Source organism: Nocardioides sp. DN36 (genome assembly GCF_055380375.1).
On the sequence record NZ_AP043823.1, the window covers coordinates 3421157 to 3446364 of the forward strand.

The 25208-nt window shown below is 72.7% G+C and carries 25 protein-coding genes; 6 read left to right on the top strand and 19 right to left on the bottom strand.

The genetic code is table 11. The annotated features are described in order from the left end of the window. Positions 1 to 43 precede the first annotated feature (43 nt). The 5 genes from ACZ43H_RS17300 to ACZ43H_RS17320 all read right to left on the bottom strand — a co-directional run bounded on the left by ACZ43H_RS17300 (position 44) and on the right by ACZ43H_RS17320 (position 4379). Complete coding sequence (locus tag ACZ43H_RS17300) at positions 44 to 979, bottom strand: proline dehydrogenase family protein (protein WP_464584931.1); 936 nt, start codon at positions 977 to 979, stop codon at positions 44 to 46. A gap of 78 nt (positions 980 to 1057) precedes the next feature. Next, positions 1058 to 1795, bottom strand: coding sequence for an ABC transporter permease (locus ACZ43H_RS17305; protein ID WP_464584933.1), 738 nt, complete (start codon positions 1793 to 1795; stop codon positions 1058 to 1060). Then, the gene (locus tag ACZ43H_RS17310) at positions 1792 to 2502 is read right to left on the bottom strand and encodes an ABC transporter ATP-binding protein (RefSeq protein WP_464584935.1); all 711 of its coding nucleotides are present in this window, start codon (positions 2500 to 2502) and stop codon (positions 1792 to 1794) included. Before ACZ43H_RS17310 ends, ACZ43H_RS17305 begins: the two co-directional genes overlap by 4 nt. A gap of 148 nt (positions 2503 to 2650) precedes the next feature. After that, positions 2651 to 3442, bottom strand: coding sequence for a sugar phosphate isomerase/epimerase family protein (locus tag ACZ43H_RS17315; protein WP_464584937.1), 792 nt, complete (start codon positions 3440 to 3442; stop codon positions 2651 to 2653). Position 3443: 1 nt separating this feature from the next. After that, complete coding sequence (locus tag ACZ43H_RS17320; protein WP_464584939.1) at positions 3444 to 4379, bottom strand: Ppx/GppA family phosphatase; 936 nt, start codon at positions 4377 to 4379, stop codon at positions 3444 to 3446. A gap of 33 nt (positions 4380 to 4412) precedes the next feature. Between ACZ43H_RS17320 and ACZ43H_RS17325 the strand changes: the two genes are divergently transcribed. From ACZ43H_RS17325 to ACZ43H_RS17335, 3 genes are all read left to right on the top strand, one after another. Then, positions 4413 to 5192, top strand: coding sequence for a DUF3109 family protein (locus tag ACZ43H_RS17325; RefSeq protein ID WP_464584941.1), 780 nt, complete (start codon positions 4413 to 4415; stop codon positions 5190 to 5192). A 149-nt stretch (positions 5193 to 5341) separates the two neighbouring features. Continuing rightward, the gene (locus tag ACZ43H_RS17330) at positions 5342 to 5980 is read left to right on the top strand and encodes a VOC family protein (RefSeq protein ID WP_464584943.1); all 639 of its coding nucleotides are present in this window, start codon (positions 5342 to 5344) and stop codon (positions 5978 to 5980) included. Positions 5981 to 5997: 17 nt separating this feature from the next. Further along, positions 5998 to 6684 carry a class I SAM-dependent methyltransferase gene (locus tag ACZ43H_RS17335; protein WP_464584945.1) on the top strand — a complete coding sequence of 229 codons (687 nt, stop codon included), beginning with the start codon at positions 5998 to 6000 and terminating at the stop codon, positions 6682 to 6684. 84 nt (positions 6685 to 6768) lie between these two features. On the opposite strand, the gene ACZ43H_RS17340 is transcribed toward ACZ43H_RS17335, so the two are convergent. Further along, positions 6769 to 7800: a LacI family DNA-binding transcriptional regulator gene (locus tag ACZ43H_RS17340; protein ID WP_464584947.1), complete on the bottom strand. Its 1032-nt coding sequence runs from the start codon at positions 7798 to 7800 to the stop codon at positions 6769 to 6771. Positions 7801 to 7932: 132 nt separating this feature from the next. On the opposite strand from ACZ43H_RS17340, the gene radA reads away from it, so the two are divergent. Together radA and disA are read left to right on the top strand one after the other, a co-directional pair. After that, positions 7933 to 9354 carry a DNA repair protein RadA gene (gene radA, locus ACZ43H_RS17345; RefSeq protein WP_464584949.1) on the top strand — a complete coding sequence of 474 codons (1422 nt, stop codon included), beginning with the start codon at positions 7933 to 7935 and terminating at the stop codon, positions 9352 to 9354. A 122-nt stretch (positions 9355 to 9476) separates the two neighbouring features. Further along, positions 9477 to 10559: a DNA integrity scanning diadenylate cyclase DisA gene (disA, locus tag ACZ43H_RS17350; RefSeq protein ID WP_464590860.1), complete on the top strand. Its 1083-nt coding sequence runs from the start codon at positions 9477 to 9479 to the stop codon at positions 10557 to 10559. A 24-nt stretch (positions 10560 to 10583) separates the two neighbouring features. Here disA and ACZ43H_RS17355 read toward each other — a convergent pair whose 3' ends face one another. Next, positions 10584 to 11336, bottom strand: coding sequence for a hypothetical protein (locus ACZ43H_RS17355; protein WP_464584951.1), 753 nt, complete (start codon positions 11334 to 11336; stop codon positions 10584 to 10586). Between the two features lie 103 nt (positions 11337 to 11439). Between ACZ43H_RS17355 and ACZ43H_RS17360 the strand changes: the two genes are divergently transcribed. Beyond that, positions 11440 to 12306, top strand: coding sequence for an A/G-specific adenine glycosylase (locus tag ACZ43H_RS17360; RefSeq protein WP_464584953.1), 867 nt, complete (start codon positions 11440 to 11442; stop codon positions 12304 to 12306). Positions 12307 to 12482: 176 nt separating this feature from the next. On the opposite strand, the gene ACZ43H_RS17365 is transcribed toward ACZ43H_RS17360, so the two are convergent. The 12 genes from ACZ43H_RS17365 to ACZ43H_RS17420 form a co-directional block, all read right to left on the bottom strand. Then, positions 12483 to 15071, bottom strand: a complete 2589-nt coding sequence (locus tag ACZ43H_RS17365; protein ID WP_464584955.1) for an ATP-dependent Clp protease ATP-binding subunit — start codon at positions 15069 to 15071, stop codon at positions 12483 to 12485. 244 nt (positions 15072 to 15315) lie between these two features. Next, the gene (locus ACZ43H_RS17370) at positions 15316 to 15651 is read right to left on the bottom strand and encodes a histone-like nucleoid-structuring protein Lsr2 (protein WP_464584957.1); all 336 of its coding nucleotides are present in this window, start codon (positions 15649 to 15651) and stop codon (positions 15316 to 15318) included. Between the two features lie 126 nt (positions 15652 to 15777). Further along, on the bottom strand, positions 15778 to 16521 hold the full coding sequence (locus ACZ43H_RS17375; protein ID WP_464584959.1) for a hypothetical protein: 744 nt from the start codon (positions 16519 to 16521) through the stop codon (positions 15778 to 15780). After that, positions 16518 to 17942, bottom strand: a complete 1425-nt coding sequence (locus ACZ43H_RS17380) for a PGAP1-like alpha/beta domain-containing protein (protein WP_464584961.1) — start codon at positions 17940 to 17942, stop codon at positions 16518 to 16520. Before ACZ43H_RS17380 ends, ACZ43H_RS17375 begins: the two co-directional genes overlap by 4 nt. After that, positions 17939 to 18895, bottom strand: a complete 957-nt coding sequence (locus ACZ43H_RS17385; protein ID WP_464584963.1) for a hypothetical protein — start codon at positions 18893 to 18895, stop codon at positions 17939 to 17941. Before ACZ43H_RS17385 ends, ACZ43H_RS17380 begins: the two co-directional genes overlap by 4 nt. Next, positions 18892 to 19353: a WXG100 family type VII secretion target gene (locus ACZ43H_RS17390; RefSeq protein WP_464584964.1), complete on the bottom strand. Its 462-nt coding sequence runs from the start codon at positions 19351 to 19353 to the stop codon at positions 18892 to 18894. The genes ACZ43H_RS17385 and ACZ43H_RS17390 overlap by 4 nt, the downstream gene beginning before the upstream one ends. 113 nt (positions 19354 to 19466) lie before the next feature. Further along, positions 19467 to 20240: a type III pantothenate kinase gene (locus ACZ43H_RS17395; RefSeq protein WP_464584966.1), complete on the bottom strand. Its 774-nt coding sequence runs from the start codon at positions 20238 to 20240 to the stop codon at positions 19467 to 19469. Positions 20241 to 20245: 5 nt separating this feature from the next. Next, the gene (nadC, locus tag ACZ43H_RS17400) at positions 20246 to 21163 is read right to left on the bottom strand and encodes a carboxylating nicotinate-nucleotide diphosphorylase (protein ID WP_464584968.1); all 918 of its coding nucleotides are present in this window, start codon (positions 21161 to 21163) and stop codon (positions 20246 to 20248) included. A gap of 10 nt (positions 21164 to 21173) precedes the next feature. After that, a complete protein-coding gene (locus ACZ43H_RS17405; RefSeq protein WP_464584970.1) occupies positions 21174 to 22847 on the bottom strand; it encodes an L-aspartate oxidase in 1674 nt (557 codons plus the stop codon). A 9-nt stretch (positions 22848 to 22856) separates the two neighbouring features. Further along, positions 22857 to 23276, bottom strand: coding sequence for an aspartate 1-decarboxylase (panD, locus tag ACZ43H_RS17410; protein WP_464584972.1), 420 nt, complete (start codon positions 23274 to 23276; stop codon positions 22857 to 22859). Continuing rightward, a complete protein-coding gene (gene panC / locus ACZ43H_RS17415) occupies positions 23276 to 24175 on the bottom strand; it encodes a pantoate--beta-alanine ligase (RefSeq protein ID WP_464584974.1) in 900 nt (299 codons plus the stop codon). Before panC ends, panD begins: the two co-directional genes overlap by 1 nt. Continuing rightward, positions 24172 to 25086, bottom strand: a complete 915-nt coding sequence (locus tag ACZ43H_RS17420; RefSeq protein WP_464584976.1) for a Rossmann-like and DUF2520 domain-containing protein — start codon at positions 25084 to 25086, stop codon at positions 24172 to 24174. Before ACZ43H_RS17420 ends, panC begins: the two co-directional genes overlap by 4 nt. Between the last annotated feature and the right edge of the window lie 122 nt (positions 25087 to 25208).

Here is a 25208-nt window from a genome sequence, read left to right on the forward strand (position 1 = left end):
TGCTGGATTCGACGCGGCCCCTGCGTTCACGGTCGCCGCGGGCTCACTTCTTGGAGATCAGGGACTTCACGAAGAAGGACAGGTTCTGGGGACGCTCGGCGAGACGCCTCATGAGGTAGCCGTACCACTCGAGGCCGTAGGGGATGTAGACCCGGACGGTCTCCCCGGCGTCGGCGAGGCGCTTCTGCTCCTCGGGACGGATGCCGTAGAGCATCTGGAACTCGTAGGAGCCCTGCGCACGGCCGTAGCGGCTGGCGAGCGAGGACGCGATCTCCACCATCCGCGGGTCGTGGGTCGCGATCATCGGGTAGCCCTGGCCGGCCAGCAGCACCTTGAGGCAGCGGACGTAGGACTTGTCCACGTCGAGCCGGTCCTGGAAGGCGACGGTCTCCGGCTCGGAGTAGGCACCCTTGCACAGCCGCACCCGCGAGCCCTCGTAGGCCAGCGCCCGGCAGTCGGCCTCGGTGCGGTGCAGGTAGGCCTGCAGCACCGCGCCGGTCTCCGGGAAGTCCTTGCGCAGCTCGCGCAGGGTGGCCAGCGTGCGGTCGGTGGTGGTGTGGTCCTCCATGTCGAGGGTGACCGTGGTGCCGGCGTTGCGGGCGGCCCGGCAGATGGTGCGGGCGTTCTCGAGCGCGACCTTGTCACCGATCTCGGGCAGCGCCTGGCCGATCGCCGAGAGCTTGACCGAGACCTCGGCGCCGCGGGTCAGGCCGCGGTTCGAGAGCTCCTGGAGCACCTCGAGGTAGGCCGCGACCGTCTTCTCCGCCTGCTCCGCGTCGAGGGTGTCCTCGCCGAGGAAGTCCAGCGTCACCCTCAGCCCGTCGTCCGCGAGCCGCGCGGTGGCGTCGACGGCGGACTCGGCGGTCTCGCCGGGGACGTAGCTGGTGACGATCCCGGAGGAGACGGGCATCGTGCTGACGAGCTTCTTGACCTTCTCGCTGCGGGCGAGCAGAAGGATCGGCTGACGGAGCAGGGACATGCGGCACAGGTTACGCCGTGCGCCGCGCCCGGGACGAAGTGGCGAGGTGCTCCCGCCGGCGACGGCTCGAACCGTTCCTCAGGCGGTACGCCGGCGCAGGGTGACCGCACCCAGGGCCAGCCCGGCGAGCGCGAAGCCGGCGACCACGGCGACGTCCTGCCAGACGTCGGCCGTGCTCGCGCTGGTGGTGAGGTGCTGCATCGCGTCGACGGCGTACGACAGCGGCAGCAGGTCGCTGACCTTCTCCAGGAAGGTCGGCAGCAGGTCGCGCGGGATGATCAGGCCGCACAGCAGCAGCTGCGGGATCAGCAGGGCGGGCATGAACTGCACGGCCTGGAACTCGGTCTGCGCGAACGCCGAGACGAACAGCCCCAGCGCGGTGCCGAGCACGGCGTCCGCCACGGCGACCAGGGTGAGCAGCCAGACCGGGCCGAGGACGTCGAGCCCCAGGAGGCCGACGCTGACCGACACGGCGAGCACCGACTGGACCGCGGCGGCCAGCCCGAACGCGAGGGCGTAGCCGACCAGGAAGTCGAGCTTGCCCATCGGCATCGAGAGCAGCCGCTCGAGGGTGCCGCTGGAGCGCTCCCGCAGGGTGGTGACGCTGGTGACCAGGAACATCACGATCACCGGGAAGATCGCGAGCAGCGCCGGGCCGATCCGGTCGAAGGTCTCGGGGGCGGACGCGTCGTAGATCCACCAGAGCAGCGACATCAGCAGGCACGGCAGGACCAGCAGCATGGCCAGCGTGCGGTGGTCCCGACGCAGCTGCGTCAGCACCCGCGCGGCTACGGCCAGCGTGACCCGGGGCCTCACGCGGCGTCCTCGACGAGCGCGAGGAACGCCGACTCGATGTCGGCCGTGCCGGTCCGCTCCCGGATCTCCGCCGGGGTGCCGTCGGCGATGATCCGTCCCTCCCGCATCAGCAGCAGCCGGTCGCACCGGTCGGCCTCGTCCATGACGTGGCTGGAGACGAAGACCGCCGCCCCCTCGTCGGCGAGCCGGTGGAACAGGGCCCACAGGTCGCGACGCAGCACCGGGTCCAGGCCGACGGTGGGCTCGTCGAGCACGAGCAGGTCGGGCTCGCCGAGCAGGGCGACCGCGAGGCTCACGCGCGAACGCTGTCCGCCCGACAGCCTGCTCACGACCTGGCCGCGCTGGGGCCCGAGGTCGACCGCGTCGAGGCAGGCGTCGACCGCGGCGCGCCGCGCCCCGAGCACCCGGGCGAAGAACAGGAGGTTCTCCGCGACCGTGAGGTCGTCGTACACGCTCGCGGCCTGGGTGACGTAGCCGACCCGGTCGCGCAGCCCGCGGCCCCCGGCCTCGGCGCCGAAGACCGTGACCGTGCCGGACGCGAGCTCCTGCACGCCGACCAGGGAGCGCATCAGAGTCGACTTGCCGCACCCCGACGGGCCGAGCAGGCCGGTCACCCCGCCCCCGATGGTGAGGTCGAGGTGGCCCAGCACCTCGCGGCCGCCGCGCACGACCGTCAGGTCGCGCACCTCGACGGCATGGTTCGTCATGCGCCGATCATGCTCTGAAGGTGGGGCGGTGCCCAGCACTTCTCAGCCGGTTCCTGATGTTCTCAGGCGTTGCAACGGCTGAGAACGTCAGGAGTCACCGGTGCACCGGCGATTCCGACACCACCACCTCGCGATTCCGACACACCCCTCAGGGCGTCGTCACCACGGAGTGCTCACGGGCGAACTCCAGCGACTCGAGCAGGTCACGCTCGCGCTCCTCGCGGCTGCTGCACTTGCGGGTGTTGATCTCGACCACGATCTCGCCCGCGAACTCCGTCCGGGCGAGGTGCTCGAGGAACGCGGCCGCGCCGGTCGAGCCGCGCCCGGGGACGAGGTGCTCGTCCTTGGCCGAGCCGGTGCCGTCGGTGAGGTGGATGTGGCGCAGCCGCTCCCCCAGCCGCCCGGCCATGGCGACCACGTCGGAACGGGCGATCGCGGCGTGCGAGAGGTCGATGGTGGTGTTGGCGTAGGGCTCGGCCGAGGGGTCCCAGCCGGGGAGGTACATCTCCATGCCCCGGCGCGAGGTGGCCCGCCACGGGTACATGTTCTCGACGGCGAAGGCGATCCCCGTGGACTCCTCGAGGGCCGCGATCCCGTTGACGAAGTCGCGGGCGTAGTCCTTCTGCCAGCGGAAGGGCGGGTGCACCACGACGACCGCGGCGCCCACCGCGGCCGCCATCTCGGCCGAGCGCTCGAGCTTCCCCCACGGCTCGGTGCCCCACACCCGCTGGGTGAACAGCAGGCACGGCGCATGGATCGCACAGACCGGCATGTCGTGGTGCTCGGAGAGCTGCTGGACCGCCGAGGTCTGCTGGCTCAGGGCGTCGATGCCGACCATGACCTCGACGGCGTCGTACCCGAGCTGGGCGGCGTAGCCGAACGCGTGCGCCGAGGACTCGGGATAGACCGAGGCCGTGGAGAGTCCGATCCGGGGCGCCATGTCAGCCCAGCACGCTGAGCTGGTCGAGCCGCTCGAGGATCACGCCCTCGCGCAGCGCCCACGGGCAGATCTCGAGCGCCTCGAGGCCGAAGATGTCCATCACGGCGTCGGCGACGAGGGCGCCCGGGACGATCTGGTGGGTGCGGCTCGGCGACACCCCGGGCAGGTCCGCCAGCTCGGCCGGCGACATCGCGACCAGCTTGGGGATCCACTCCGTCATCTCGTCCCGCGGCAGGCTGCGCGGCACCAGCGGCCCGTCACCCGAGGGCGCCGCGCCGCAGATCCGGGCCAGGGAGCGGAACGTCTTGGAGGTGGCCGCCGCGTGGTCGGGGGCGCCCGCCCGGAGCAGGTGGCCGGCGTCACGGGCGATCTCCGCGCGGATCTGCTTGCGCAGCCCGCGGATCGCCTCGTCGTCCGGTGCGCCACCGCCGAAGAACTGCCGGGCCAGCCGCGCGGCGCCCAGCGGCAGCGACCAGGCGACGTCCGGGGACTCGTCGGAGCCGCCCGCGATCTCGAGCGAGCCGCCGCCGATGTCGAAGACCGCCAGCCGTCCGGCCGACCAGCCGAACCAGCGGCGTACGGCGAGGAACGTCAGCCGCGCCTCGTCCTCACCGGAGAGCACCTCGATGCGTACCCCGGTCGTGTCGTGCACGTGGTCGAGCACCGCGTCGGAGTTGACCGAGTCACGGACCGCGGACGTGGCGAAGGCCAGCATGTCCTCGCAGCCCTTGTCCTCGGCGACCACCAGCGCCTCCCTGGTGAAGGCCGCGAGCGCGTCGATGCCGGCCTGCGTGACCGCGCCCGACTCGTCGAGGTGCTCTGCCAGCCGCAACGGCTCCTTGTAGGAGAACGCCGGCAGCGGCGCCGCACCGCCGTGGGCGTCCACCACGAGCAGGTGACCGGTGTTGGAACCGATGTCGAGGACGCCCAGACGCATGGCACCACGCTACCCGGCACGTAGGGTGGCCGCGTGCCAGAAGTCGACCTCGTGTTCCCCCGTGCGTACGTCGAGTTCGTCAACCCCGCCGACGAGTCGGAGGTCATGCGCTGCGACCTGACCTGGCTCACCTCCAGCTACATGTGCATCTTCGGCCAGGGTTGCCAGGGGATCTACGAGTCCGCCCCCGACACCGGGTGCTGCACGCTCGGCGCGCACTTCGCCGACCGGGACGACGAGAAGCGGGTCGCGGCGTACGTCGACCAGCTCGACGAGACCCAGTGGCAGTTCAAGCCGGCCGGCCGCAAGGTCAGGACGTCGGACTGGATCGAGACCGACGAGGACGGCGAGCGCAAGACGCTGACGATCGAGGTCGATGGTCAGCAGGCCTGCGTCTTCCACAACCGCGCCGACTTCGCGCCGCCGAACGGGTCCGGCGGCGCCGGGTGCGCGCTGCACGGCCTGGCGCTGCAGCAGGGCCGCAACCCGCTGGAGACCAAGCCGGACGTGTGCTGGCAGCTACCCATCCGGCGCACCTTCCGCGAGGTCGAGCGGCAGGACGGGACGACCTACACCGAGGTGTCGATCGGCGAGTACGACCGCCGCGGCTGGGGCCCCGGCGGGCACGACCTGGACTGGTACTGCTCCGGGAACACCGAGGCGCACGTCGCGGTCGAGCCGGTCTACATCACCCACGAGCCGGAGCTGACCGAGCTGATGGGCACGGCGGCGTACGCCGAGCTGGTGCGGCACTGCGAGGCGCACGTGCGCTCCCGCTCGGCGCTGGCGCTGCACCCTGCTGATCCTCGCTGACGCGAGCTGCTGATCCTCGCTGACGCGAGCTGCCGACCCTCGCTGACGCGCCTCCCCGGTTCGCTCAGGAACGTCTCAGGAAGTCTCGACGTCAAGAGACCACGACCCCGCTGCGTGACGTCCCGGACGCGTTGTCGAGAATGCTTGACATGCGCCTGGACCATCTTTCTTACGCAGCAGGACCGGATGGCCTCGCCGGCACCGCCCAGCGCATCGGGGGACTGCTCGGCCGGGAATTCATCGACGGAGGCGTGCACCCACGCTTCGGTACCCGCAACATGATCATGCCGCTGGCTGACGGCACCTACATCGAGATCGTCGAGGTGCTCGACCACCCGGCGTCCGACAAGGCGCCGTTCGGCCAGGCCGTGCGCGCCCGCTCCGCCCTCGGTGGTGGCTGGCTCGGCTGGGTCGTCGCCGTCGACGACATCACCACCGTCGAGACGCGCCTGGGCCGCGAGGCGGCCGTCGGCAGCCGGCACCGTCCCGACGGCACCGAGCTGCGCTGGCAGCAGATCGGCATCAACGGGCTGATCGCCGACCCGCAGCTGCCGTTCTTCATCGAGTGGGACTCCCCGCGGGAGCTCCACCCGAGCAACGGTGCGGACCCGGCGTACTCCCTGGCCTGCCTCGAGATCGCCGGCGACCCGCAGCGGGTGAGCGAGTGGCTCGGCGAGACCGTCGAGGCGCCGCTCGAGGACGTCAAGGTCGAGTGGGTCGCGCCGCACGGCACGCCCGGCATCATCGCCGCGCAGGTGCAGACGCCGCACGGCCTGGTGCGTCTCTGACCCTCCCGTCGGGGGCGGTGCCGAGCCCGAACATCTGGCAGCACACCGCCACCTACGAGATCGAGAACCGCGCGGTCGACCCCGAGGGACGGCTCGAGGCAGCCATGGCCGCGGTGCTGGGAGGCACCGGCTGGTCGGGGAGCACGCTGCTCGACCTCGGCTGCGGGACCGGCTTCCACCTGCCCCGCTTCGCCGAGGCCGCCGCGTCGGTCGTCGGGGTCGAGCCGCACCCCGACCTGCTCACGCTGGCCCGACGGCGTACCCGCCGGCTGCCGAACGTGACCGTCCTGCAGGGCACGGCGCAGGCGGTGCCCCTGCCCGACGCCTCGGTCGACGTGGTGCACGCGCGCTGGGCCTACTTCTTCGGGCCCGGCTGCGAGCCCGGGCTCGCCGAGCTGGACCGGGTGGTACGCCGCGGCGGCACCGCGTTCGTGATCGACAACGATCCCACCCGCTCGACGTTCGGGGCCTGGTTCCGGCGCGGCTACCCGCACCTCCCCTCCCCCGGGACGGTCGAGCGGTTCTGGTCGACGCGCGGCTGGACCCGGGTCCCGGTGGACATCCGGTGGTCGTTCGGCTCGAGGGCGGACCTGGAGAGCGTCGTGCGCATCGAGTTCGCGCGCGAGGTCGCCGACGAGGTGCTGGCCGGGCACGAGGGCACCGAGGTCGACTACGCGGTCAACCTGTGGTGGAAGCGGTTCTGAGCCGGGGTTGTCAGGCACTTCCTGCGCTTGTCAGCCGTTGCAACGGTCGACAACCACAGGAGTCACCGGCCAGCCGGTGACTCCTCAGCTGGAGCCCCGCACCGCGAGGGTGGGGGTGAGCAGGACGCCCTTGGGTGCCTGATGGGGGTGGCCGAGCAGCCCCTCGAGGGCCTTGACCACCTCGACGGCCACGTCCTCCAGCGGCTGGCGCACCGAGGTCAGCCCGGGAGGCACCACCTGGGCCACCTGCGAGTCGTCGAAGCCGACCACGGCGATGTCGCGCCCGGGAGCGAGACCCCGCTCGGCCAGCGTGTGCAGCACCCCCATCGCGAGGGTGTCCGAGGCGCAGACGAAGGCGCTGGGCCGGGCCTCGTCGAGGAGCACCGCGCTCGCCTCCCGGCCGCTGGCCACCGTGTCCTCCACCCGTGAAGCCAGCCCCGTGGTGGGCAGGTCCCGCGACCGGAGGGCCCGGCTCCACCCCGACCGCCGGTCCTCGCCGATCCGCGAGTCCTTGCGCCACCCGATCCAGGCGATCCGCTGGTGTCCCCGGTCGAGCAGGTGGGTGGTGGCCAGGTCGGCGCCCGCGGCGCCGTCGACGTCCACCCACGGGTGGGGGGCGTCGGGGTTGTCCCAGGGACGACCGAACGCGACGAAGGGCGCCCGCCGGGACTCCAGCCAGGCCGCCTGGGGGTTGCCGAGGTAGGTGTCGGTGACCACGAAGGCGTCGACCGCGGTCGAGCGCAGCAGGTCGTCGTACCCGTCGAGCGGGTCGCGGTGGCTGCCGGCGAACAGCAGCACGTGGTAGCCGGCCTCGCCCGAGGTCTCCACCAGCGAGTGGACGAACCGGTCCATGGTGGCGTTGGCCGTGCCCTCCTGGGCGGGGTTGATCCGCATCCCGATCAGGTGCGAGGCCCGGGTCCGCAGGTTCCGGGCGGCGCGGTTGGGCGAGTACCCCAGCTCGTCGATCGCCTCCTGGACCCGGACCAGGGTGTCGCTGCGCAGCAGGTCGGGGTTGTTGACGGCGTTCGAGACCGTCTGGCGCGAGACCCCGGCGCGCTCGGCCACGTCGGCGAGCGTCGGCGGCGGCGCAGGGATGCGCCCCAGGCTCCTCGTCATCCGACCGTCCTCCCGCACGTCGCGTCCGTCCCCCCGGACTGGAACGTTCCAAGCGGATCATAACCAGACCGGCCCGCGGTTCACCCGCACGTGTGAACGGCGCTGTCGGCGCCGTGCCCTAGCGTTCCCGCCATGCCGAAGCCGCCACGTCCGACCTTCCGTTGCACCGAGTGCGGGTGGGAGACCTCGAAGTGGGTCGGCCGCTGCGGCGAGTGCCAGGCCTGGGGTTCGGTGGCGGAGGCCGCAGCCGTCCCCTCGACCCGCGCCGCCGCGACCCCGGTGACCCGGCCCGCGGTGCCGATCGGGCAGGTGTCGGTGGAGGACTCCACGTTCCGGTCCAGCGGGGTGCCCGAGCTCGACCGGGTCCTCGGCGGCGGCCTGGTGCCGGGCGCCGCGATCCTGCTCGCCGGCGAGCCCGGGGTCGGCAAGAGCACGCTGCTGCTGGAGGTGGCCGCCCAGACCGCGCGCTACCAGCGCCGCACCCTCTACGTCACCGGCGAGGAGTCGGCCTCGCAGGTCCGGCTCCGCGCCGACCGCACCGGCGGCGTCCACGACGAGCTGTTCCTGGCCGCCGAGACCGACCTGGGGGCCGTGCTCACCCACATCGAGCAGGTGCGGCCGACCCTGCTGGTCGTCGACTCCATCCAGACCATCGGCGCTCCCGGGGTCGACGGGGTCCCCGGTGGGGTCACCCAGGTCAAGGAGGTCGCCGCGGCCCTGGTGCGGGTGGCCAAGACGCGCAACATCACGACCGTCATCGTGGGCCACGTGACCAAGGACGGCTCGATCGCCGGTCCGCGGGTGCTCGAGCACGTCGTCGACGTCGTGCTCCACTTCGAGGGCGACCGCAACTCCCGGCTCCGGATGGTCCGCGCCATGAAGAACCGGTTCGGCCCGGTCGACGAGGTCGGCTGCTTCGACCTGTCCAACGACGGCATCAGCGCGGTCACCGACCCCACCGGGCTCTTCGTGGAGAACCACCACGCCCGCGTGCCCGGGACCTGTGTCGCTGTGTCGATGGAGGGGCGTCGCCCGATGCTCGCGGAGGTCCAGGCCCTGGTCACGCCCACCGCCAGCGAACGCCCGCGCCGCACCACCTCGGGTCTCGACGGGTCCCGGGTGGCCATGGTGCTCGCGGTGCTGCAGCAGCACTGCGGGATCCGGCTGCACTCGCACGACGTGTTCGCCTCCACCGTGGGCGGGGCCCGGGTCGCCGAGCCGGCCAGCGACCTGGCGGTGGCGATCGCGATCGCCTCCGCGACCAGTGGTCAGGCGGCCCCGAAGGGGATGGTGGCCATGGGCGAGATCGGCCTGGCCGGGGAGCTGCGCCGGGTCCGTGACCTGCCGCAGCGGATCGCCGAGGCGGCCCGGCTCGGGTTCCGGGTGGCGGTGGTGCCCGAGGAGCCACCGGCGGACGGCATACCCCGGATCGCCGAGGCCCGGACCGCGACCCGGGTGGTCGACGGGTTGCGCGTGGTCTCCGTGCCGAACATCGCGGCCGCGCTCCGGTTGCTCGACAACGTCACGAAGGCGACCGGCCCCCGTCGGGTCTGAGCCCGGTCCGGGGCTCCTGTCGGCGCGTCGAGCACGCGCCCCGGTCCGACGACACGCCGAGACGCCCTAGACTGGCCACGCGGCCGACGTACGCCGCAGCCGGAAACGGAGGGAACGGCGTGGTGGCCACCGACCGCTCGGACGACACGTTGCGCCTGCGCGCAGCGCTCGCATCCATCGCCCCCGGCACCGCGCTGCGCGACGGCCTCGAGCGGATCCTGCGCGGCCGCACCGGCGCCCTGATCGTGCTCGGCTACGACAAGACCGTGGAGTCGATCTCCACGGGCGGGTTCACGCTCGACGTGCCGTTCACCGCCACCGGCCTGCGCGAGCTGGCCAAGATGGACGGCGCGATCATCCTCGACAAGGACGTCACCCGCATCTTCCGGGCCGCGGTGCACCTGATGCCCGACCACACGATCCCCTCCGAAGAGACCGGCACCCGCCACCGCACCGCCGACCGCGTGGCACGGCAGACCGGCTACCCCGTCATCTCGGTGTCGCAGTCGATGCAGATCATCGCGGTGTACGTCGGGGAGACCCGTCACGTCCTCGAGGACTCCGGCCAGATCCTGTCCCGTGCCAACCAGGCGCTGGCCACGCTGGAGCGCTACAAGCTGCGGCTCGACGAGGTGGCCAGCACCCTCTCCGCCCTGGAGATCGAGGACCTGGTCACGGTCCGGGACGTCGCCGTGGTCGCCCAGCGCCTGGAGATGGTCACCCGGATCGCCCGTGAGATCGAGGACTACGTCCTCGAGCTGGGCACCGACGGTCGCCTGCTGTCGCTGCAGCTCGAGGAGCTGATCACCGGCGTCGACGCCGAGCGTGAGCTGGTCATCCGCGACTACCTGCCGGCCGGCAGGCGCACCAAGACCCCCGAGGCGCTGCTGCAGCGGCTCGAGTCGCTCTCCCCCACCGAGCTGGTCGACCCGGCGGCCGCCGCCAAGGCCCTCGGTCTCGGCACCGGCGAGCACCTCGACGGCGCCGTCGCGCCGCGCGGCTACCGGCTGCTGGCCAAGGTGCCGCGGCTGCCCTCGTCGGTCGTCGACCGTCTCGTCGACCACTTCGGGACGTTGCAGAAGCTGCTCTCGGCCGGCATCGACGACCTGCAGGCGGTCGAAGGCGTCGGCGAGCTCCGCGCCCGCAGCGTCCGCGAGGGGCTGTCCCGTCTCGCGGAGTCCACCATCCTCGAGCGCTACGTCTGACCGTTCACCGCGACGGGCAGCGGGTCAGCCGGCCGAGCCCGACGGGGAGGCCACCGGACGGCCCGAGTGCTTGGCCTGGTGCGGGGTGGGCGTCCGGGTGATGACCGGCGCGGTGGGGGCCGCCAGCTCGAACTGGACCTCGTCGGGCTCGCCGGCCAGCGCCGCGGCCTCGACGTGGTAGAAGCCGGGCAGCGCCCACTCGGTGAGCCGGGAGCACTCGTCGTCGGAACGCTTGCCGTTCCACGTCACCTCGACCTCGGTCGAGGTGTGGCGCCGGACCACCAGGTCGTTGGTGGGGATCGCCCGCGGGCACTGGCGGCTGGTCCAGATGTCGTCCTTGCCGGACCAGAGCTTCAGGGTCAGCGTCTTGGGCGACGCCTGCCACGTGCAGGCCTCGGACTCGATGGTGCGCAGCTCGAGGGCGATGGTGACGTCGCGTCCGGCCACCGCGTCCTTCACGTCGGGGGTCACCGCGATGTCGGAGTCCGCGCAGGGCCCGTCGGGCGCGGCGAGCACCGGCGCCTGCGAGCTGTGGTGCTTGCCGGGCCTGCCCGTGCTGCTCTCCGTGGCGGTCGCGGTGGCCGTCTCGGTCGGGTCGGTGGCCGCGGTCGTCTGGTCGGCGGCGACCTGCGCGGCCTCGTCGGCGTCGGAGGAGGCGTCGCTCCCGGCACCCAGCAGCCGCGCGAACGCGAACACCAGCAGCAGGGCCGTGCCGAGCACGAGGAGGCGGCGCCGCCAGTACACGCGGGCCGGCAGCGGACCACGGGTGAAGGACATGGGCGCAACGCTATGCGGCGCGCTCCCGGGCTTCACGGTGCCACACCGAGGTCACCCGGACCCGCCACGCACGATCGCTCGGGGACCGCTCAGAATGGCGACGATGAGCGCGCTGCACGAACCGATCCTCGACTGGTACGACGACCACGCCCGCGAGCTGCCCTGGCGCGAGGCCTCCGCGTCGCCCTGGTCGGTGATGGTCTCGGAGTTCATGCTCCAGCAGACCCCGGTGGCCCGCGTGCTGCCGGTCCACCAGGCCTGGCTGGAGCGCTGGCCGACCCCCGCCGCGCTCGCCTCGGAGCCCACCGGTGAGGCGGTGCGGGCCTGGGGTCGGCTGGGGTACCCGCGACGCGCGCTGCGACTGCACGCCGCCGCCACCGCCATCGTCGAGCACCACGGCGGCGCGGTCCCGGCGGACTACGACGCCCTGCGCGCCCTGCCCGGCATCGGCGACTACACGGCGGCCGCCATCGCGACGTTCGCGCACGGGCGCCGGCACGTCGTGCTCGACACCAACGTGCGCCGCGTGCTGGCCCGGACGGTGAGCGGGGTGGAGTTCCCCGCCGCCAGCGTGACCAGGGGTGAGCGCACCCTCGCGGCCGAGCTGCTGCCCGAGCACGAGCCCACCGCGGCCACCTGGTCGGTCGCCGTCATGGAGCTCGGTGCCCTGGTCTGCACCGCGAGCAACCCGCGGTGCGGCGCCTGCCCGGTCGCCGACCTGTGCGCGTGGCGCGCGGCCGGCCACCCGGCGTACGACGGGCCGCCGCGGAAGGTGCAGGCGTGGGCCGGGACCGACCGCCAGTGCCGGGGCCGGCTGCTCGCGGTGCTCCGCGAGGCCGAGGGCGAGGTCACCCAGGCCCGGCTGGACCAGGCCTGGTCCGAGGAACTGCAGCGGGCCCGCTGCCTGGCCAGCCTGGTCGAGGACGGCCTGGTCGTGCGCACCGACCGGGGCACCTACGCCCTCCCCTGAGCCGGGACGTCGTACGAACGGGTCGCGGTGGCAGCCGGGACGAATGACGTCCGCCGGAACGTCGTACGAACGGGTCGCGGTGGCAGCCGGGTCGTACGACGTCCGCCGGGACGTCATCCGGCCCGGTCGCAGGAGCGACCGGGCCGGATGACGTTGTTGGTTGAGCGGTGTGACCGTCAGTCGTTGTCGGGCGACTTCGGGACGTCGATCGGACCGGGCTCGTCGCCCTCGTCCGTGGCGCCCTCACCACCGGTGAGCTCGACCCCGGCGGTCTCGAACGGCGGCAGGTCCGGCAGCGCGCCGACCTTCTGGCCCTTGAAGGTGAAGGTCGCGGTGGGACCCTCGCCCTCGACGTCCACGAGCACGATCTGGCCGGGGCCGACCTCGCCGTAGAGCATCTTCTCGGCGAGCGTGTCCTCGATCTCGCGCTGGACGGTGCGACGCAGCGGTCGCGCACCGAGAACCGGGTCGAAGCCCCGCTCGGCGAGCAGGTTCTTCGCCGGCTGGGTCAGCTCGAGCTGCATGTCGCGGTCCTTGAGGCGCTTCTCGACCGCCGCGATCATGTTGTCCACCATCGAGATGATCTGCTCCTGCGACAGCGGCGGGAACACGATGATCTCGTCGACACGGTTGAGGAACTCGGGGCGGAAGTGCTGCTTGAGCTCCTCAGAGACCTTGGCCTTCATCCGGTCGTAGGAACCCGCCGCGTCGCCGCTCTGCTGGAAGCCGAGGTTGACGCCCTTGGCGATGTCGCGGGTGCCGAGGTTGGTGGTCATGATGATGACGGTGTTCTTGAAGTCGACCACCCGGCCCTGGGAGTCGGTCAGGCGACCCTCCTCCAGGATCTGCAGCAGGCTGTTGAAGATGTCCGGGTGCGCCTTCTCGACCTCGTCGAACAGCACGACCGAGAACGGCTTGCGCCGCACCTTCTCGGTCAGCTGGCCACCCTCTTCGTAGCCCACGTAGCCGGGGGGCGAGCCGAAGAGCCGCGAGACCGTGTGCTTCTCGCCGAACTCGCTCATGTCGAGCTGGATCAGCGCGTCCTCGTCGCCGAAGAGGAACTCCGCGAGCGTCTTGGACAGCCAGGTCTTACCGACACCGGACGGGCCGGCGAAGATGAACGAGCCGCCGGGGCGCTTCGGGTCCTTCAGGCCGGCGCGGGTACGACGGATGGCCCGCGAGAGGGCCTTGACGGCCTCCTCCTGGCCGATGACGCGCTTGTGGAGCTCGTCCTCCATCTTGAGCAGCCGGGTGGACTCCTCCTCCGACAGCTTCACGATCGGGATGCCGGTCGCCACGGCGAGCACCTCGGCGATCAGCTCCTCGTCGACCTCCGCGACCTCGTCCATGTCGCCCGCGCGCCACTGCTTCTCGCGCTCGGCCTTCTTCAGGATCAGCTGCTTCTCCTCGTCGCGCAGGCGCGCGGCGGCCTCGAAGTCCTGCCCGTCGATGGCGGCCTCCTTGCGCTGCCGCACGTCGCCGATCTTGTCGTCGTACTCGCGCAGGTCGGCCGGGGCGGTCATCCGGCGGATGCGCAGCCGGGAGCCCGCCTCGTCGATGAGGTCGATGGCCTTGTCGGGCAGGAACCGGTCGGAGATGTAGCGGTCGGCCAGCGTCGCCGCCGAGACCAGGGCCTCGTCGGTGATGGTGACGCGGTGGTGCGCCTCGTAGCGGTCGCGCAGGCCCTTGAGCATCTCGATGGTGTGCGCGATCGAGGGCTCGGCGACCTGGATCGGCTGGAAGCGGCGCTCCAGCGCGGCGTCCTTCTCGAGGTACTTGCGGTACTCGTCGAGGGTGGTGGCGCCGATGGTCTGCAGCTCGCCGCGGGCCAGCATCGGCTTGAGAATGCTGGCGGCGTCGATCGCGCCCTCGGCCGCGCCGGCGCCGACGAGGGTGTGGATCTCGTCGATGAACAGCACGATGTCGCCGCGGGTGCGGATCTCCTTGAGCACCTTCTTCAGGCGCTCCTCGAAGTCACCGCGGTAGCGGGAGCCGGCCACCAGGGCGCCGAGGTCGAGCGTGTAGATCTGCTTGTCCTTCAGCGTCTCCGGCACGTTGCCCTTGACGATGTCCTGGGCCAAGCCCTCCACGATCGTCGTCTTGCCGACGCCGGGCTCGCCGATGAGGACCGGGTTGTTCTTCGTGCGGCGGGACAGGATCTGCATGACCCGCTCGATCTCCTGCTCCCGGCCGATGACCGGGTCGAGCTTGCCCTCGCGGGCGTCCTGGGTCAGGTTGCGGCCGAACTGGTCGAGGACCAGCGAGGACGAGGGCGCGTCGCTGGTCGAGCCGCTCGCGGCGGCGCCCGACGACGCGGACTCCTTGCCCTGGAAGCCCGACAGCAGCTGGATGACCTGCTGGCGCACGCGGTTGAGGTCCGCGCCGAGCTTCTGCAGCACCTGGGCGGCGACGCCCTCGCCCTCCCGGATCAGGCCGAGCAGGATGTGCTCGGTGCCGATGTAGGAGTGGCCGAGCTGCAGCGCCTCGCGCAGGGACAGCTCGAGGACCTTCTTGGCGCGCGGCGTGAACGGGATGTGGCCGCTCGGCGCCTGCTGCCCCTGGCCGATGATCTCCTCGACCTGGGCACGCACGGCCTCGAGCGAGATGTCGAGGCTCTCGAGCGCCTTGGCGGCGACGCCCTCCCCCTCGTGGATCAGGCCGAGCAGGATGTGCTCCGTGCCGATGTAGTTGTGGGAGAGCATGCGGGCCTCTTCCTGGGCCAGCACGACCACCCGGCGGGCTCGGTCTGTGAACCGCTCGAACATCTGAAACTCTCCTCAGGAGCTCGGGGCCGCCCCGCTCGTGGATCGACGGGACCGGACAAGAGAACTAACCCCGACGACAGCCTACGCGTTCCCGGATGCGCGCAGTCGCCGCTCCGCTGAGAGCGAACAGGGCCGGCCGGACGGGAGCACGTGGGGCGTCGACGAGCCCCCACAGACGCCGAGTCGGCGCTCCTCGACACGCGAAGGTGTCAACGAGCGCCGACTCGGCGTGCGGGTGGGTCGGTCAGTGCGCGGCGTCGTACGCCTCACGGACCTCGGCGGAGACGCGACCGCGGTCGGGCACCTCGTGACCGTTGGCGCGGGCCCAGTCGCGGATCTCCTTGGCGCTCGGGCCGCCGCTGGCGGCCGCGCCGGCGCGACGCCCGCCACCGCGCCGGGAGGCGGAGCCGACCTTGCGGGCGTGGCCGACGAACTCCGCCAGCGCGTCGCGCAGGCGGGCGGCGTTCGCGTCGTTGAGGTCCATCTCGTACGACGTGCCGTCGAGGCCGAAGGAAACCGTCTCGGTCGCTTCGCTTCCGTCGATGTCGTCGACCAGCACGATGTTGACCTTCTGCGCCATTTCTTCCTCAATTCAATTCGCACGAAAAGGAATTGCCGTCATTAACGGCGCGACAAAGTGTGCCAGAAAAGTCGGCAATTCCCAATTGAACCCGCGTTGATCCGAGTTGGCGAAGTCGGCGTGTGGTCAGGAATTGTCGAAAGGTTTTGAATTCTCCTCGTCGCACGCCGCGGTGGTGCCCGGAGCCTGGTCGCAGACCCGGCCGTCGCGCAGCCTCAGCGTGAGCTCCAGCGGGCCCGTCGCCCTCATCTCGACGTCGAGCCGGTCGGCGAACCGCAGGGCGGCGTCGAAGACCATCCCCTTGGCGGCGGCCGCCGCCGGGGAGTACCGGTCGGGGTCGGTGGTCCCGTCGATGTGCAGGGTCGCGCCCCGGACCTCGATGCCGACGTCACGCAGACCGTCGATCTCGGTGAGCATGCGCTCCCGCAGGTCGGCGAGCGCCTGCTCGCACTCGGCGGGCGAGCACGCCTTGAAGTACGGGTTCGTGAGGTCCTCGGTCTGCCGTCCGACGTAGTCGGTCTCGACCGCCGGGTCCGCCCGGACCGTCGCGGTCGCCGTCGACGGCTCGTGGTCGGGCCAGGCGTCGAGCTCGGCCAGCACGTCCAGCGCGACCTGCCGGGCCTGGCGGTCGTCGCGCACCGAGGCCCGCACGGTGGCGGCGCTGGCGGCGCCCCTGTCCAGGCCGTAGGTCCGGGCCACGTTCTCCACACCGGTCACCCGATCGAGCCCCGCGATGGCGTCGTAGCGGTCCCGGGCGTCGTCGGTGCAGGTCCGGCCGGGGCACGCCGCTTCGTCCTCCAGGGCCTTGGTCGCGCTGCTGCACGACCCCAGGGCGAGCACGGCCACCAGCACAGGGAGCAGAGGCCTCATGGCACCAGACTGCCGATCGGCAGCTCGGCAGCCCGCACCTGGTCCCCCTGCTGGGTCTGGAAGGAGCTCGAGATCGAGGTCGTCCCGTCGAGGTAACCCTGCTCCTGCATCGACTCCACGAAGTGCTGGACCGACGGGTCGTTGCTGGCGTCGACCGCGCCGGCGATCTGGCTGTAGGTGGACAGCGAGTGGTTCTGCCCGGGTCCGGCGCCGAAGCTGCCGCTGTGGATGTCGGCCTGCACGGTCGTGTGGTGGGCGGTCGCCGGGTTGTTCTCGCCGTCGAGGAGCGGGACCACGTCACCGGTGTTCTCCAGGCTGAGGACCTGCACGTGGTCGGGGATCCCCGAGGTGGCGACCGGGGCTCCGGCGGTGACGACGTGCGTGACGTGGTAGTCGAAGTCGGGGTCGCCGGCCAGCGCGGCGGCCTGCATGCCGCCCTGCGAGTGGCCGACCAGCATCACGGGGGCGTCGTGCGGCACGTGGGCCGCCTCCATCGCCTGGCGGATCGCGTCGGCGTACGCCGTGGAGTCGCCCGCGATGAGGTTGAGGTTGGAGCCCATGTTGCGGATCGCGTGCTCGTCCAGGAACTCGTCGGTCCCCGGCAGCTGGACGATGTAGCGCACCGACCCGTCGGGACCCACCACCTGCTGGATGTTGATCACCCCGTTCGGGGTGTCGGTCGCGACGACGCCCAGGTCGTCGATGACGTCCTGCACGTCGTGGGGTGCGTCGATGGCGTCCTGGAACTCCTGGCCCGGGTAGTCGTCGTTGAGGTCGCCGGCGTAGTCGCCGAAGAGCAGGTCGCCCAGGTCGTCGGCCGCCGACCCGGTGTCGGGGTGGAAGCCGTCGAGGCCCAGCAGGTCCATGAGCGGGCCGGTGAGCGGGTTGACCGACATGCCGTCGAGGAGGCCGCCGCCGCCGTTGACCAGGGTCTGGGCGATCTCGGGGTGGTCCTCGAGGAAGGCGATCATCTCCTCGTTGCTCACGCCCGACAGGTGCAGGCCTCCGTAGACGATGCCGCCGAGCACGAGGACGCCCGGCAGGTCGACGCCGACCACGAAGCCCAGACCGTAGGACAGCGCCTCCATCGCCCCGTGCCGCAGCTCGTCGGCGGTGCGGTAGATCTCGACGACCGCCACGAAGCAGAAGCTCTCGGCCTCGATCACGAGCGCGCGGGCCACCAGCCCGCGGGGCCCGTAGGTCGCGTCGACGATGGCGCCCTCGGCGGCGGCGAAGGTCCCGGGCGAGAGGACGGCGGAGGCCAGCAGGTCGCCGTCGGCCGCCTCGAGCTTGTCGTCCCAGGCGGACTCGAGCAGCCGCGCACCCGTGTCGCCGTAGAGCCGGCCGAGGCGCTCGATGTCGTCGTACCGCGCGTCGATGCCGCCGGCGCCGCCACTCACGGTGATGTCGGGCGTGCTCATCCGGCCACCCCCGTCACCGCCGCGACCGCGGGCCAGGTCATCAGCCCGAGGTCACGGGCGTCACGGCGCCGGAGCACCGCCGTGGCGTCACGGCCGGGTCGCAGCTCGTGCCAGCCGTCGTCGAACAGGAGCCAGGAGGCGACCGCCGGGTCGGCGTCCTCGCGGTCCCGGCGACGGGTCACCATCCGCAGGCGTCCACGGGTGGCGGTGCCGAGCGTGGTCAGCAGCCGCAGCGCCTCGTCGACGTCAGCGGGGCGGACCGAGCCGGCGTCCCCGAGCCGGACGCGGCCGGCGTACGTCGCGGCCAGCGCGGGCACCAGGTCGGTGCGCCGCTCGCGGTGCGCCTTCTCGCTGCCGGCGAGCAGCTCGCTCGGGAGCGAGACGTGGTCGGGGAGCGCGAGCGGCGCCGGGCGCGGCACCCACGGCTCGACCGCGACGGCGCGGGTGACCTGTGAGACCCACAAGGCCGGCGCGAACCACGCCAGCTCGTGATCCAGCCCGTCCGTGGTCGAGAGCTGGGCGATGGTCGAGGGCGCGACCCCGAACCACGAGCGCAGCCGGAGGTCACCCTCGGCGCGGACGAGGGCGACGTCGAGGAGCACGCCCAGCGGGCCGGCGGCCAGCACGGACAGCGCCGACACCACGCCGGCGTCCACGGCCTCACCCTCGAGCAGGCCCCGCGCGGCCAGCGACGCGCGGGCACCGTCGGGCCCGTCGTCCTCGACCCGGGCGAGCGCCGCCGCGAGCACCGCGCGGGCCTCGCTGGCGGGCGTGCCGGCCAGCCGGTCGCTGAACCGGTCCTCGCGCATCAGCCGGTCGGTGCGGACGGGGAGGGGCAGGTCGGCGATCCGGGCCGCCAGCACGAGCTCGTCGAGGCGAAGGGTGACGCGGAACGGCACCAGCGGCACGGCGGGGGCCGCTGCGGCCGGCCGGACCCGCAGCACCGGGCTCACAGCCGGACCCCCGGGACGACGTCGGGCATGTCGAGCCAGTCCTTGTGGCCCGGTGGCGGGGTGTCCAGGTTCGCCAGCCGCCGGTCGGACTCGTCACCCGGGGTGAGGGCGTCCTTGATGCCGTGGGCGAGGTCGGACAGCGCCCCCTGCAGCCGGTCGAGGGCGCCGCTGATGATGGAGCGCACCTGGCGCTCGATGCTGGCGATCAGGTCGAGCAGCCGCTGCACCTCGGCCGCGTGCTCGCGGACCTTCTGCGCAGCCTCGTCGTACTCGCGGGCGACGCCGCGGAGCTCGTCGCGACGCAGCCGCGCCTGCTCCCGCATCCGGTCGGCTGCGACCGAGGTCCAGGCGACCTCCCGGCTCGCCTCGTGCAGCTCGTCGGCCTCGGCCCTGAGCTGGTCGGCCCGTCTCTCGAGGCGGCCGGCCACCTCACGGATCTTGCTGGGTTCCCCGTACATGCGCGCTCCTGTGCATGGTCTGCGTCACAGGAGCAATGCCCGCCCGACCGGGGTGCCGAAACCACCCGGTCCAGAGCTGTGGACGACCGCCCCCGCCGCGCCCGCGCCCGACGTCAGCGGTTGCGCTCGAAGACGAGCTCCAGGCCCCGCAGCGTCAGCCACGGGACGTGCTCGTCGAAGCAACGGCACTCGTCGAGCACCAGCGGAGCGAGGTAGCCGGTCGCGAGGACGCGGACGTCGGCCGGGTCGGCACCGAGCTCGGCGATCATCCGCGCGACGACGCCCTCGACCTGGCTGGCGACGCCGAACACCATGCCCGACTGCAGCGCCTCGACGGTGTTCTTGGCGATGACGGCGCGGGGTCGCAGCAGCTCGACCTTGCGCAGCTGGGCGCCCCGGCGACCGAGCGCCTCGAGCGAGACCTCGATGCCCGGCGCGATGGCCCCGCCGACGTACTGCCCGCGCTCGCTGACGACGTCGAAGGTGGTCGCGGTGCCCCCGAAGTCCACCACGATCGCCGGCCCGCCGTAGTCCGTGGCGGCCGCGAGGGCGTTGATGATGCGGTCCGACCCGACCTCGCGCGGGTTGTCCATCAGCACCGGCACCCCGGTCCGCACCCCGGGCTCGACCACGACGCTGGGCACGTCGGGGAAGTGGCTCGCCAGCATCTCGCGCCACTCGTGCAGCACCGCGGGCACCGTCGAGCAGACCGCGATCCCGTCGATCCTGGCCAGGTGGTCGTCCAGCAGGCCCTTGAGGACGACCGACCAGTCGTCGGAGGTGCGCCGCTCCACCGTCGCGATCCGCCAGTCGGCGACGACCGCACCGTCCTCGATGATGCCGAGGACGGTGTGGCTGTTGCCGATGTCGGCCGCCAGGAGCGCCACGCGGTCTACGCCTCCTGGAGGTCCATGCCGAGGTCGAAGACGACGACCGAGTGGGTGAGCGCGCCGACCGAGATGAAGTCGACGCCGGTCTCGGCCACCTCCCGGGCGCGCGCGATCGTGAGCCCGCCGCTGGCCTCCAGGGTGACCCGTCCGGCGGCGCCCTCCCGCTCCACCAGCCGCACCGCCTCGGCCATGGTCGCCGTGTCCATGTTGTCGAGCAGGATCCGCTCGCAGCCGGCCTCGAGCAGCTGCCGGAGCTGGTCGAGGTCGGTGACCTCGACCTCCACCTCGAGGTGCGGGTACGCCGCCCGCACGGCGTGGAAGGCGGGCACCACGCCGCCCGCGGCCACCACGTGGTTGTCCTTGACCATCGCCATGTCGGAGAGGCTGAACCGGTGGTTGACGCCGCCGCCGCAGCGCACGGCGTACTTCTGCAGGGCGCGGTAGTTCGGGAGCGTCTTGCGGGTGTCGAGGACCCTGGCGCGGGTCCCCTGCAGGGCCTCGACCCACGCGGCGGTGGCGGTGGCCACGCCGGACAGGTGCGAGGCGTAGTTGAGCGCGGTGCGCTCCGCGGTGAGCAGGCCACGGGTCGGCCCGGCGACCCGCATCACCACGTCGCCCGCCACCACCCGTGTGCCGTCGGGGAGCCGGTCGGTGACGGTGACCTCGTCGCCCATGACGTAGTGGAAGACCATCGCGGCGACCGGCAGGCCGGCCACGACACCGGGCTCCCTCGCCCCGAAGTCGGCGACGCCGCGGGCGTCGGCGGGGATCGTGGCGACACTGGTGACATCGTCCCCGGGGAGGTCCTCGGCGACGGCGGCCACGATCGCGTCGTAGACGGCCTTGGGGTCCAGGCCGGAGTCCTCGAGCTCAGTCAGCAGCGCGGGCGGGAGGGCGTCGTACGGCGTTCGGGCGGTCACGCGGTTCTCCTCAGGCGGACTGGTCGGTGGCGGCGGCCGGGTGGAAGTCGAGCGTGGTCTCGCCGTCGGCCATCACGGCGTCGAGGTGTCCGGCCCAGTCGGCGTCGTCGCGGGCGGGGAAGTCCTCGCGCCAGTGCGATCCCCGGGTCTCCTCGCGCAGCGCGGCCGCGCCGGCCAGCGCGACGCTGATCGTCAGGAGGTTGGTGCTCTCCCATGACTCCTGGTTGACCTCGTCGGCCCCGACCCCGGCCAGCTTGTCGAGGAGCAGGGCCGCCTCGGCCAGGCCGTCGGCGCTGCGCAGCACGCCGACCCGCGAGGTCATCACCTCCTGCAGCTCGCGGCGCACCGAGCCCGGCACCAGGCCGGCCGTGCGCGTGTCCGTGGCGGGCTCGGCCCAGGGCCGCAGCTCCCCGGGCAGCACCGTCGCGATCCGCCGGGAGAACACCAGCCCCTCGAGGAGGGAGTTCGAGGCGAGCCGGTTGGCGCCGTGCACGCCGGAGCACGCCACCTCGCCGGTCGCGTACAGCCCGGGCACGCTGGTGCGGCCCCACAGGTCGGTGCGGACCCCGCCCGAGGCGTAGTGGCAGGCGGGCGCGACCGGGATCAGCTCGGTGACCGGGTCGACCCCGTGGGACCTCGCGGTGGCCAGGATCGTCGGGAACCGCCGCTCCCAGAACGCCGCACCGAGGTGCCGCGCGTCCAGCCACATGTGCGGGTGCCCGGTCTCGTTCATCCGTCGGGTGATCGCCTTGGCGACCACGTCGCGCGGCGCGAGGTCGGCGAGCTCGTGCACGCCCTGCATGAACCGGTTGCCCTCGAAGTCCACCAGGAAGGCGCCCTCGCCGCGCACCGCCTCGGAGATCAGCGGCTGCTGTCCCCGCGACTCGGGACCGAGGTACATCACCGTCGGGTGGAACTGCACGAACTCGAGGTCGCGCAGCGCCGCACCGGCCCGCAGCGCGACCGCCATGCCGTCACCGGTCGCGACCGCCGGGTTGGTGGTCTGCGAGAACACCTGGCCGAGGCCGCCGCTGGCGAGCACGACCGCGCGGCAGTGCACGGCGCCGACGCCGTCGCGCTGGCCCTCGCCCATCACGTGCAGCGTCAGGCCGGCGACCCCGCCGTCGGGGTCGAGCAGCAGGTCGACGGCGAGCGCGTGCTGGATCACCTCGATCTCCGGGGCCCGTTCGACGGCGGCGATCAGCGCGCGCTGGATCTCGGCCCCGGTGGCGTCGCCGCCCGCGTGCGCGATCCGGTCCCGGTGGTGGCCGCCCTCGCGGGTCAGCGACAGCACCCCGTCGGGGTCGTGGTCGAAACGGGTGCCCAGCGCGATCAGCTCCCGGACCGCCTCGGGACCCTCGGTGACCAGGGCCCGGACGGCGTCGAGGTCGCACGCCCCCGCGCCGGCGACGAGCGTGTCGTGCTCGTGCTGGGCGGGGGTGTCCTCCGGACCCAGCGCCGCGGCGATGCCGCCCTGCGCCCATTGGGTGGAGCCGGCCGCCAGGACGTCCTTGGTGACGACGAGGACCTTGCCGACCCGGTCGCGCAGCCGCAGGGCGGCGGTCAGCCCGGCGATCCCGGAGCCGACGACCACCACGTCCGCGGTCGTGGTCCATCCGGGGGGCGGCGCACTGAGGCGGCCGGGTACCCGGCGTACGGGGGCGTCGACCGCTCTGCCGTTCACGTGTGCAGGCTATCGGGCGGTGGTGAGGTCCCCCCGGACCAGACCGGCGCCGTCGAAGGTCCCGGCCGGGTCGCTGCCGGTCACCAGCACCCTGTTGTCCGCGTCGACGAAGACCACGTGCGGCTGGTATGCCTTCGCCTCGGCGGTCTCCATCTGGCCGTAGCCGATCAGGATCACCAGGTCACCGGGGTGCACCAGTCGGGCGGCGGCGCCGTTGATGCCGATCACGCCGGAGCCGCGCTCGCCGGCGATCGTGTAGGTCTCCAGCCGGGCGCCGTTGGTGATGTCGACGATGTGCACCAGCTCCCCGGGCAGCAGGTCCGCGGCGTCCAGCAGGTCCTCGTCGACCGTCACGGAGCCGACGTAGTGCAGGTCGGCCTGGGTGACCGTGGCGCGGTGGATCTTGCTCTTCATCATGGTGCGGAGCATCAGGAGTCTCCCTGGTGGCGGTGCTCGGGCCCGGAGCCGAGGGTGATGGGCATGTTGTCGATCAGGCGGGTGCCGCCGACGCGGGCCGCGATGAGGATGCGCGCCTCGGTGCCGGCGGGCACCTCGGCGGGCAGCTCGCCGAGCCCGGGGTCGGCGAGCACGAGGTAGTCGAGGTCGACGCCGAGGGACCGGCGCAGCTCGGCGCGCGCCGAGTCGAGGGCGACGTCGGGGCCGTACTCGGAGACCTCGCGCGCGGCGAGCAGGGTGCGGCTCAGTCCGACCGCCTGCTCGCGCTGCTCCCCCTCGAGGTAGCGGTTGCGGCTCGAGAGCGCGAGGCCGTCGACCTCGCGCTGCGTGGGGGCGCCGACGACCCGGACCCCCATGTTCAGGTCGAGCACCATCCGGCGGATGAGGACCAGCTGCTGGTAGTCCTTCTCGCCGAAGACCGCCACGTCCGGACGGACCAGGCCGAAGAGCTTGGCGACGACGGTCAGCACCCCGCGGAAGTGGCCGGGGCGGGTCGCGCCCTCGAGCAGGTCGGCCAGCGGGCCCGGCTCGACCGTGACCTGCGGGTGCCCGCCGGGGTAGACCTCGTCGACGGACGGCGCGAAGACCACGTCGACCCCCTCGCGCTCGCAGACCTTCAGGTCCGCCTCGAGGGTGCGGGGGTAGCGGTCGAGGTCCTCGCCGGCGCCGAACTGCAGGGGGTTGACGAAGATCGAGACGACCACCGGTCCGTCGGGGACCTGCTCGCGGGCCACCCGGACCAGGCTGGCGTGCCCCTCGTGCAGCGCCCCCATGGTGGGCACCAGGCCCACCCGGCGACCCGCGGCGCGGGCGGGCGCGAGCAGCGTGGCGAGCTCCTCGCGCGTGGTGGCGAGGACGGGCGTCCCGGTCACTGCAGCGTGATCCGGTTCGGGGCGACCGGGGCCACGGCCTCGTCGAGCGCGAGCCGGATCGAGGCGGCCCGGATCGGCAGCACCCGGCCGTCGGTCACCGCCCGGTCGAGGGTGGCGCGCGCCAGGGCGACGTACGACGCCAGCGTCTGGGGCGCGTTGGCGCTGATGTCGGCCAGGTGGGCGCGCACCGTGTTGACGTCGCCGCGGACGATCGGTCCGGTCAGCGCGGCGTCGCCGTGCTGCAGCGCGTTGTCGAGGGCGGCGGTGAGCAGCGGCCGCAGGGTGCCGGCGGGGTCGTCGGCGCCGGCGGCGGTGAGCATCTCCATCGCCTCGGTCACCAGGGTGACCAGGTGGTTGGCCCCGTGGGCGAGCGCGGCGTGGTAGAGCGTGCGCATCTCCTCCGGCACCCACATCGGGCGGCCGCCGAGATCGGCGACCAGGCTCTCGGCGACGGCGCGCTCGCCGGCCGGGGCGGTCAGGCCGAAGACGCAGCCGGCCAGGCGCGGCAGGTCCACGGCGGTCCCGGTGAACGTCATCGCGGGATGCAGGGCGATCACCCGGGCCCCGACCGAGGCGGCGGGCTCGAGGACGGCCAGCCCGTGCCGGCCGGAGGTGTGCACGACGTGCTGGCCCTCGTGGATCGCGCCGCTGGCGGCCAGCATCGTCACGACGTTGGGCAGCATGTCGTCGGGAACCGTGAGCAGCAGCAGGTCGCAGGAACGGGCGACCACGGTCGGCTTCTCGTTGGCGGCGCCGGGCAGCAGCTCGGCGATGCGGTGCCGCGAGGCGTCGGACTCGCCGGCGGCGGCCACGACGTGGTGACCGGCCGCGCCGAGAGCGGCTGCGAGGACGGCCCCGACGCGACCTGCGCCGACGACGCCCACCCGGAGGCGCACAGGTGCCTTCGTCATGGTGCGAACCTTTCGTTCCAGTCCCTCCGACCACCCCCGGCGGGATCGTGCTCCGCGGGGGCCGGGGTGGGTACCGGACGTCTGCTCGTGTCGTACGTGGTGTTCCCGAGTGGAACCACTGC

Coding starts and splice junctions, on each gene's coding strand:
- ACZ43H_RS17300 (WP_464584931.1), bottom strand. CDS start 979: ATGTCCCTGCTCCGTCAGCCGATCCTTCTGCTCGCCCGCAGCGAGAAG.
- ACZ43H_RS17310 (WP_464584935.1), bottom strand. CDS start 2,502: ATGACGAACCATGCCGTCGAGGTGCGCGACCTGACGGTCGTGCGCGGC.
- ACZ43H_RS17315 (WP_464584937.1), bottom strand. CDS start 3,442: ATGGCGCCCCGGATCGGACTCTCCACGGCCTCGGTCTATCCCGAGTCC.
- ACZ43H_RS17320 (WP_464584939.1), bottom strand. CDS start 4,379: ATGCGTCTGGGCGTCCTCGACATCGGTTCCAACACCGGTCACCTGCTC.
- ACZ43H_RS17330 (WP_464584943.1), top strand. CDS start 5,342: ATGCGCCTGGACCATCTTTCTTACGCAGCAGGACCGGATGGCCTCGCC.
- ACZ43H_RS17340 (WP_464584947.1), bottom strand. CDS start 7,800: ATGACGAGGAGCCTGGGGCGCATCCCTGCGCCGCCGCCGACGCTCGCC.
- radA (WP_464584949.1), top strand. CDS start 7,933: ATGCCGAAGCCGCCACGTCCGACCTTCCGTTGCACCGAGTGCGGGTGG.
- ACZ43H_RS17355 (WP_464584951.1), bottom strand. CDS start 11,336: ATGTCCTTCACCCGTGGTCCGCTGCCGGCCCGCGTGTACTGGCGGCGC.
- ACZ43H_RS17360 (WP_464584953.1), top strand. CDS start 11,440: ATGAGCGCGCTGCACGAACCGATCCTCGACTGGTACGACGACCACGCC.
- ACZ43H_RS17365 (WP_464584955.1), bottom strand. CDS start 15,071: ATGTTCGAGCGGTTCACAGACCGAGCCCGCCGGGTGGTCGTGCTGGCC.
- ACZ43H_RS17370 (WP_464584957.1), bottom strand. CDS start 15,651: ATGGCGCAGAAGGTCAACATCGTGCTGGTCGACGACATCGACGGAAGC.
- ACZ43H_RS17375 (WP_464584959.1), bottom strand. CDS start 16,521: ATGAGGCCTCTGCTCCCTGTGCTGGTGGCCGTGCTCGCCCTGGGGTCG.
- ACZ43H_RS17380 (WP_464584961.1), bottom strand. CDS start 17,942: ATGAGCACGCCCGACATCACCGTGAGTGGCGGCGCCGGCGGCATCGAC.
- ACZ43H_RS17390 (WP_464584964.1), bottom strand. CDS start 19,353: ATGTACGGGGAACCCAGCAAGATCCGTGAGGTGGCCGGCCGCCTCGAG.
- panD (WP_464584972.1), bottom strand. CDS start 23,276: ATGCTCCGCACCATGATGAAGAGCAAGATCCACCGCGCCACGGTCACC.
- ACZ43H_RS17420 (WP_464584976.1), bottom strand. CDS start 25,086: ATGACGAAGGCACCTGTGCGCCTCCGGGTGGGCGTCGTCGGCGCAGGT.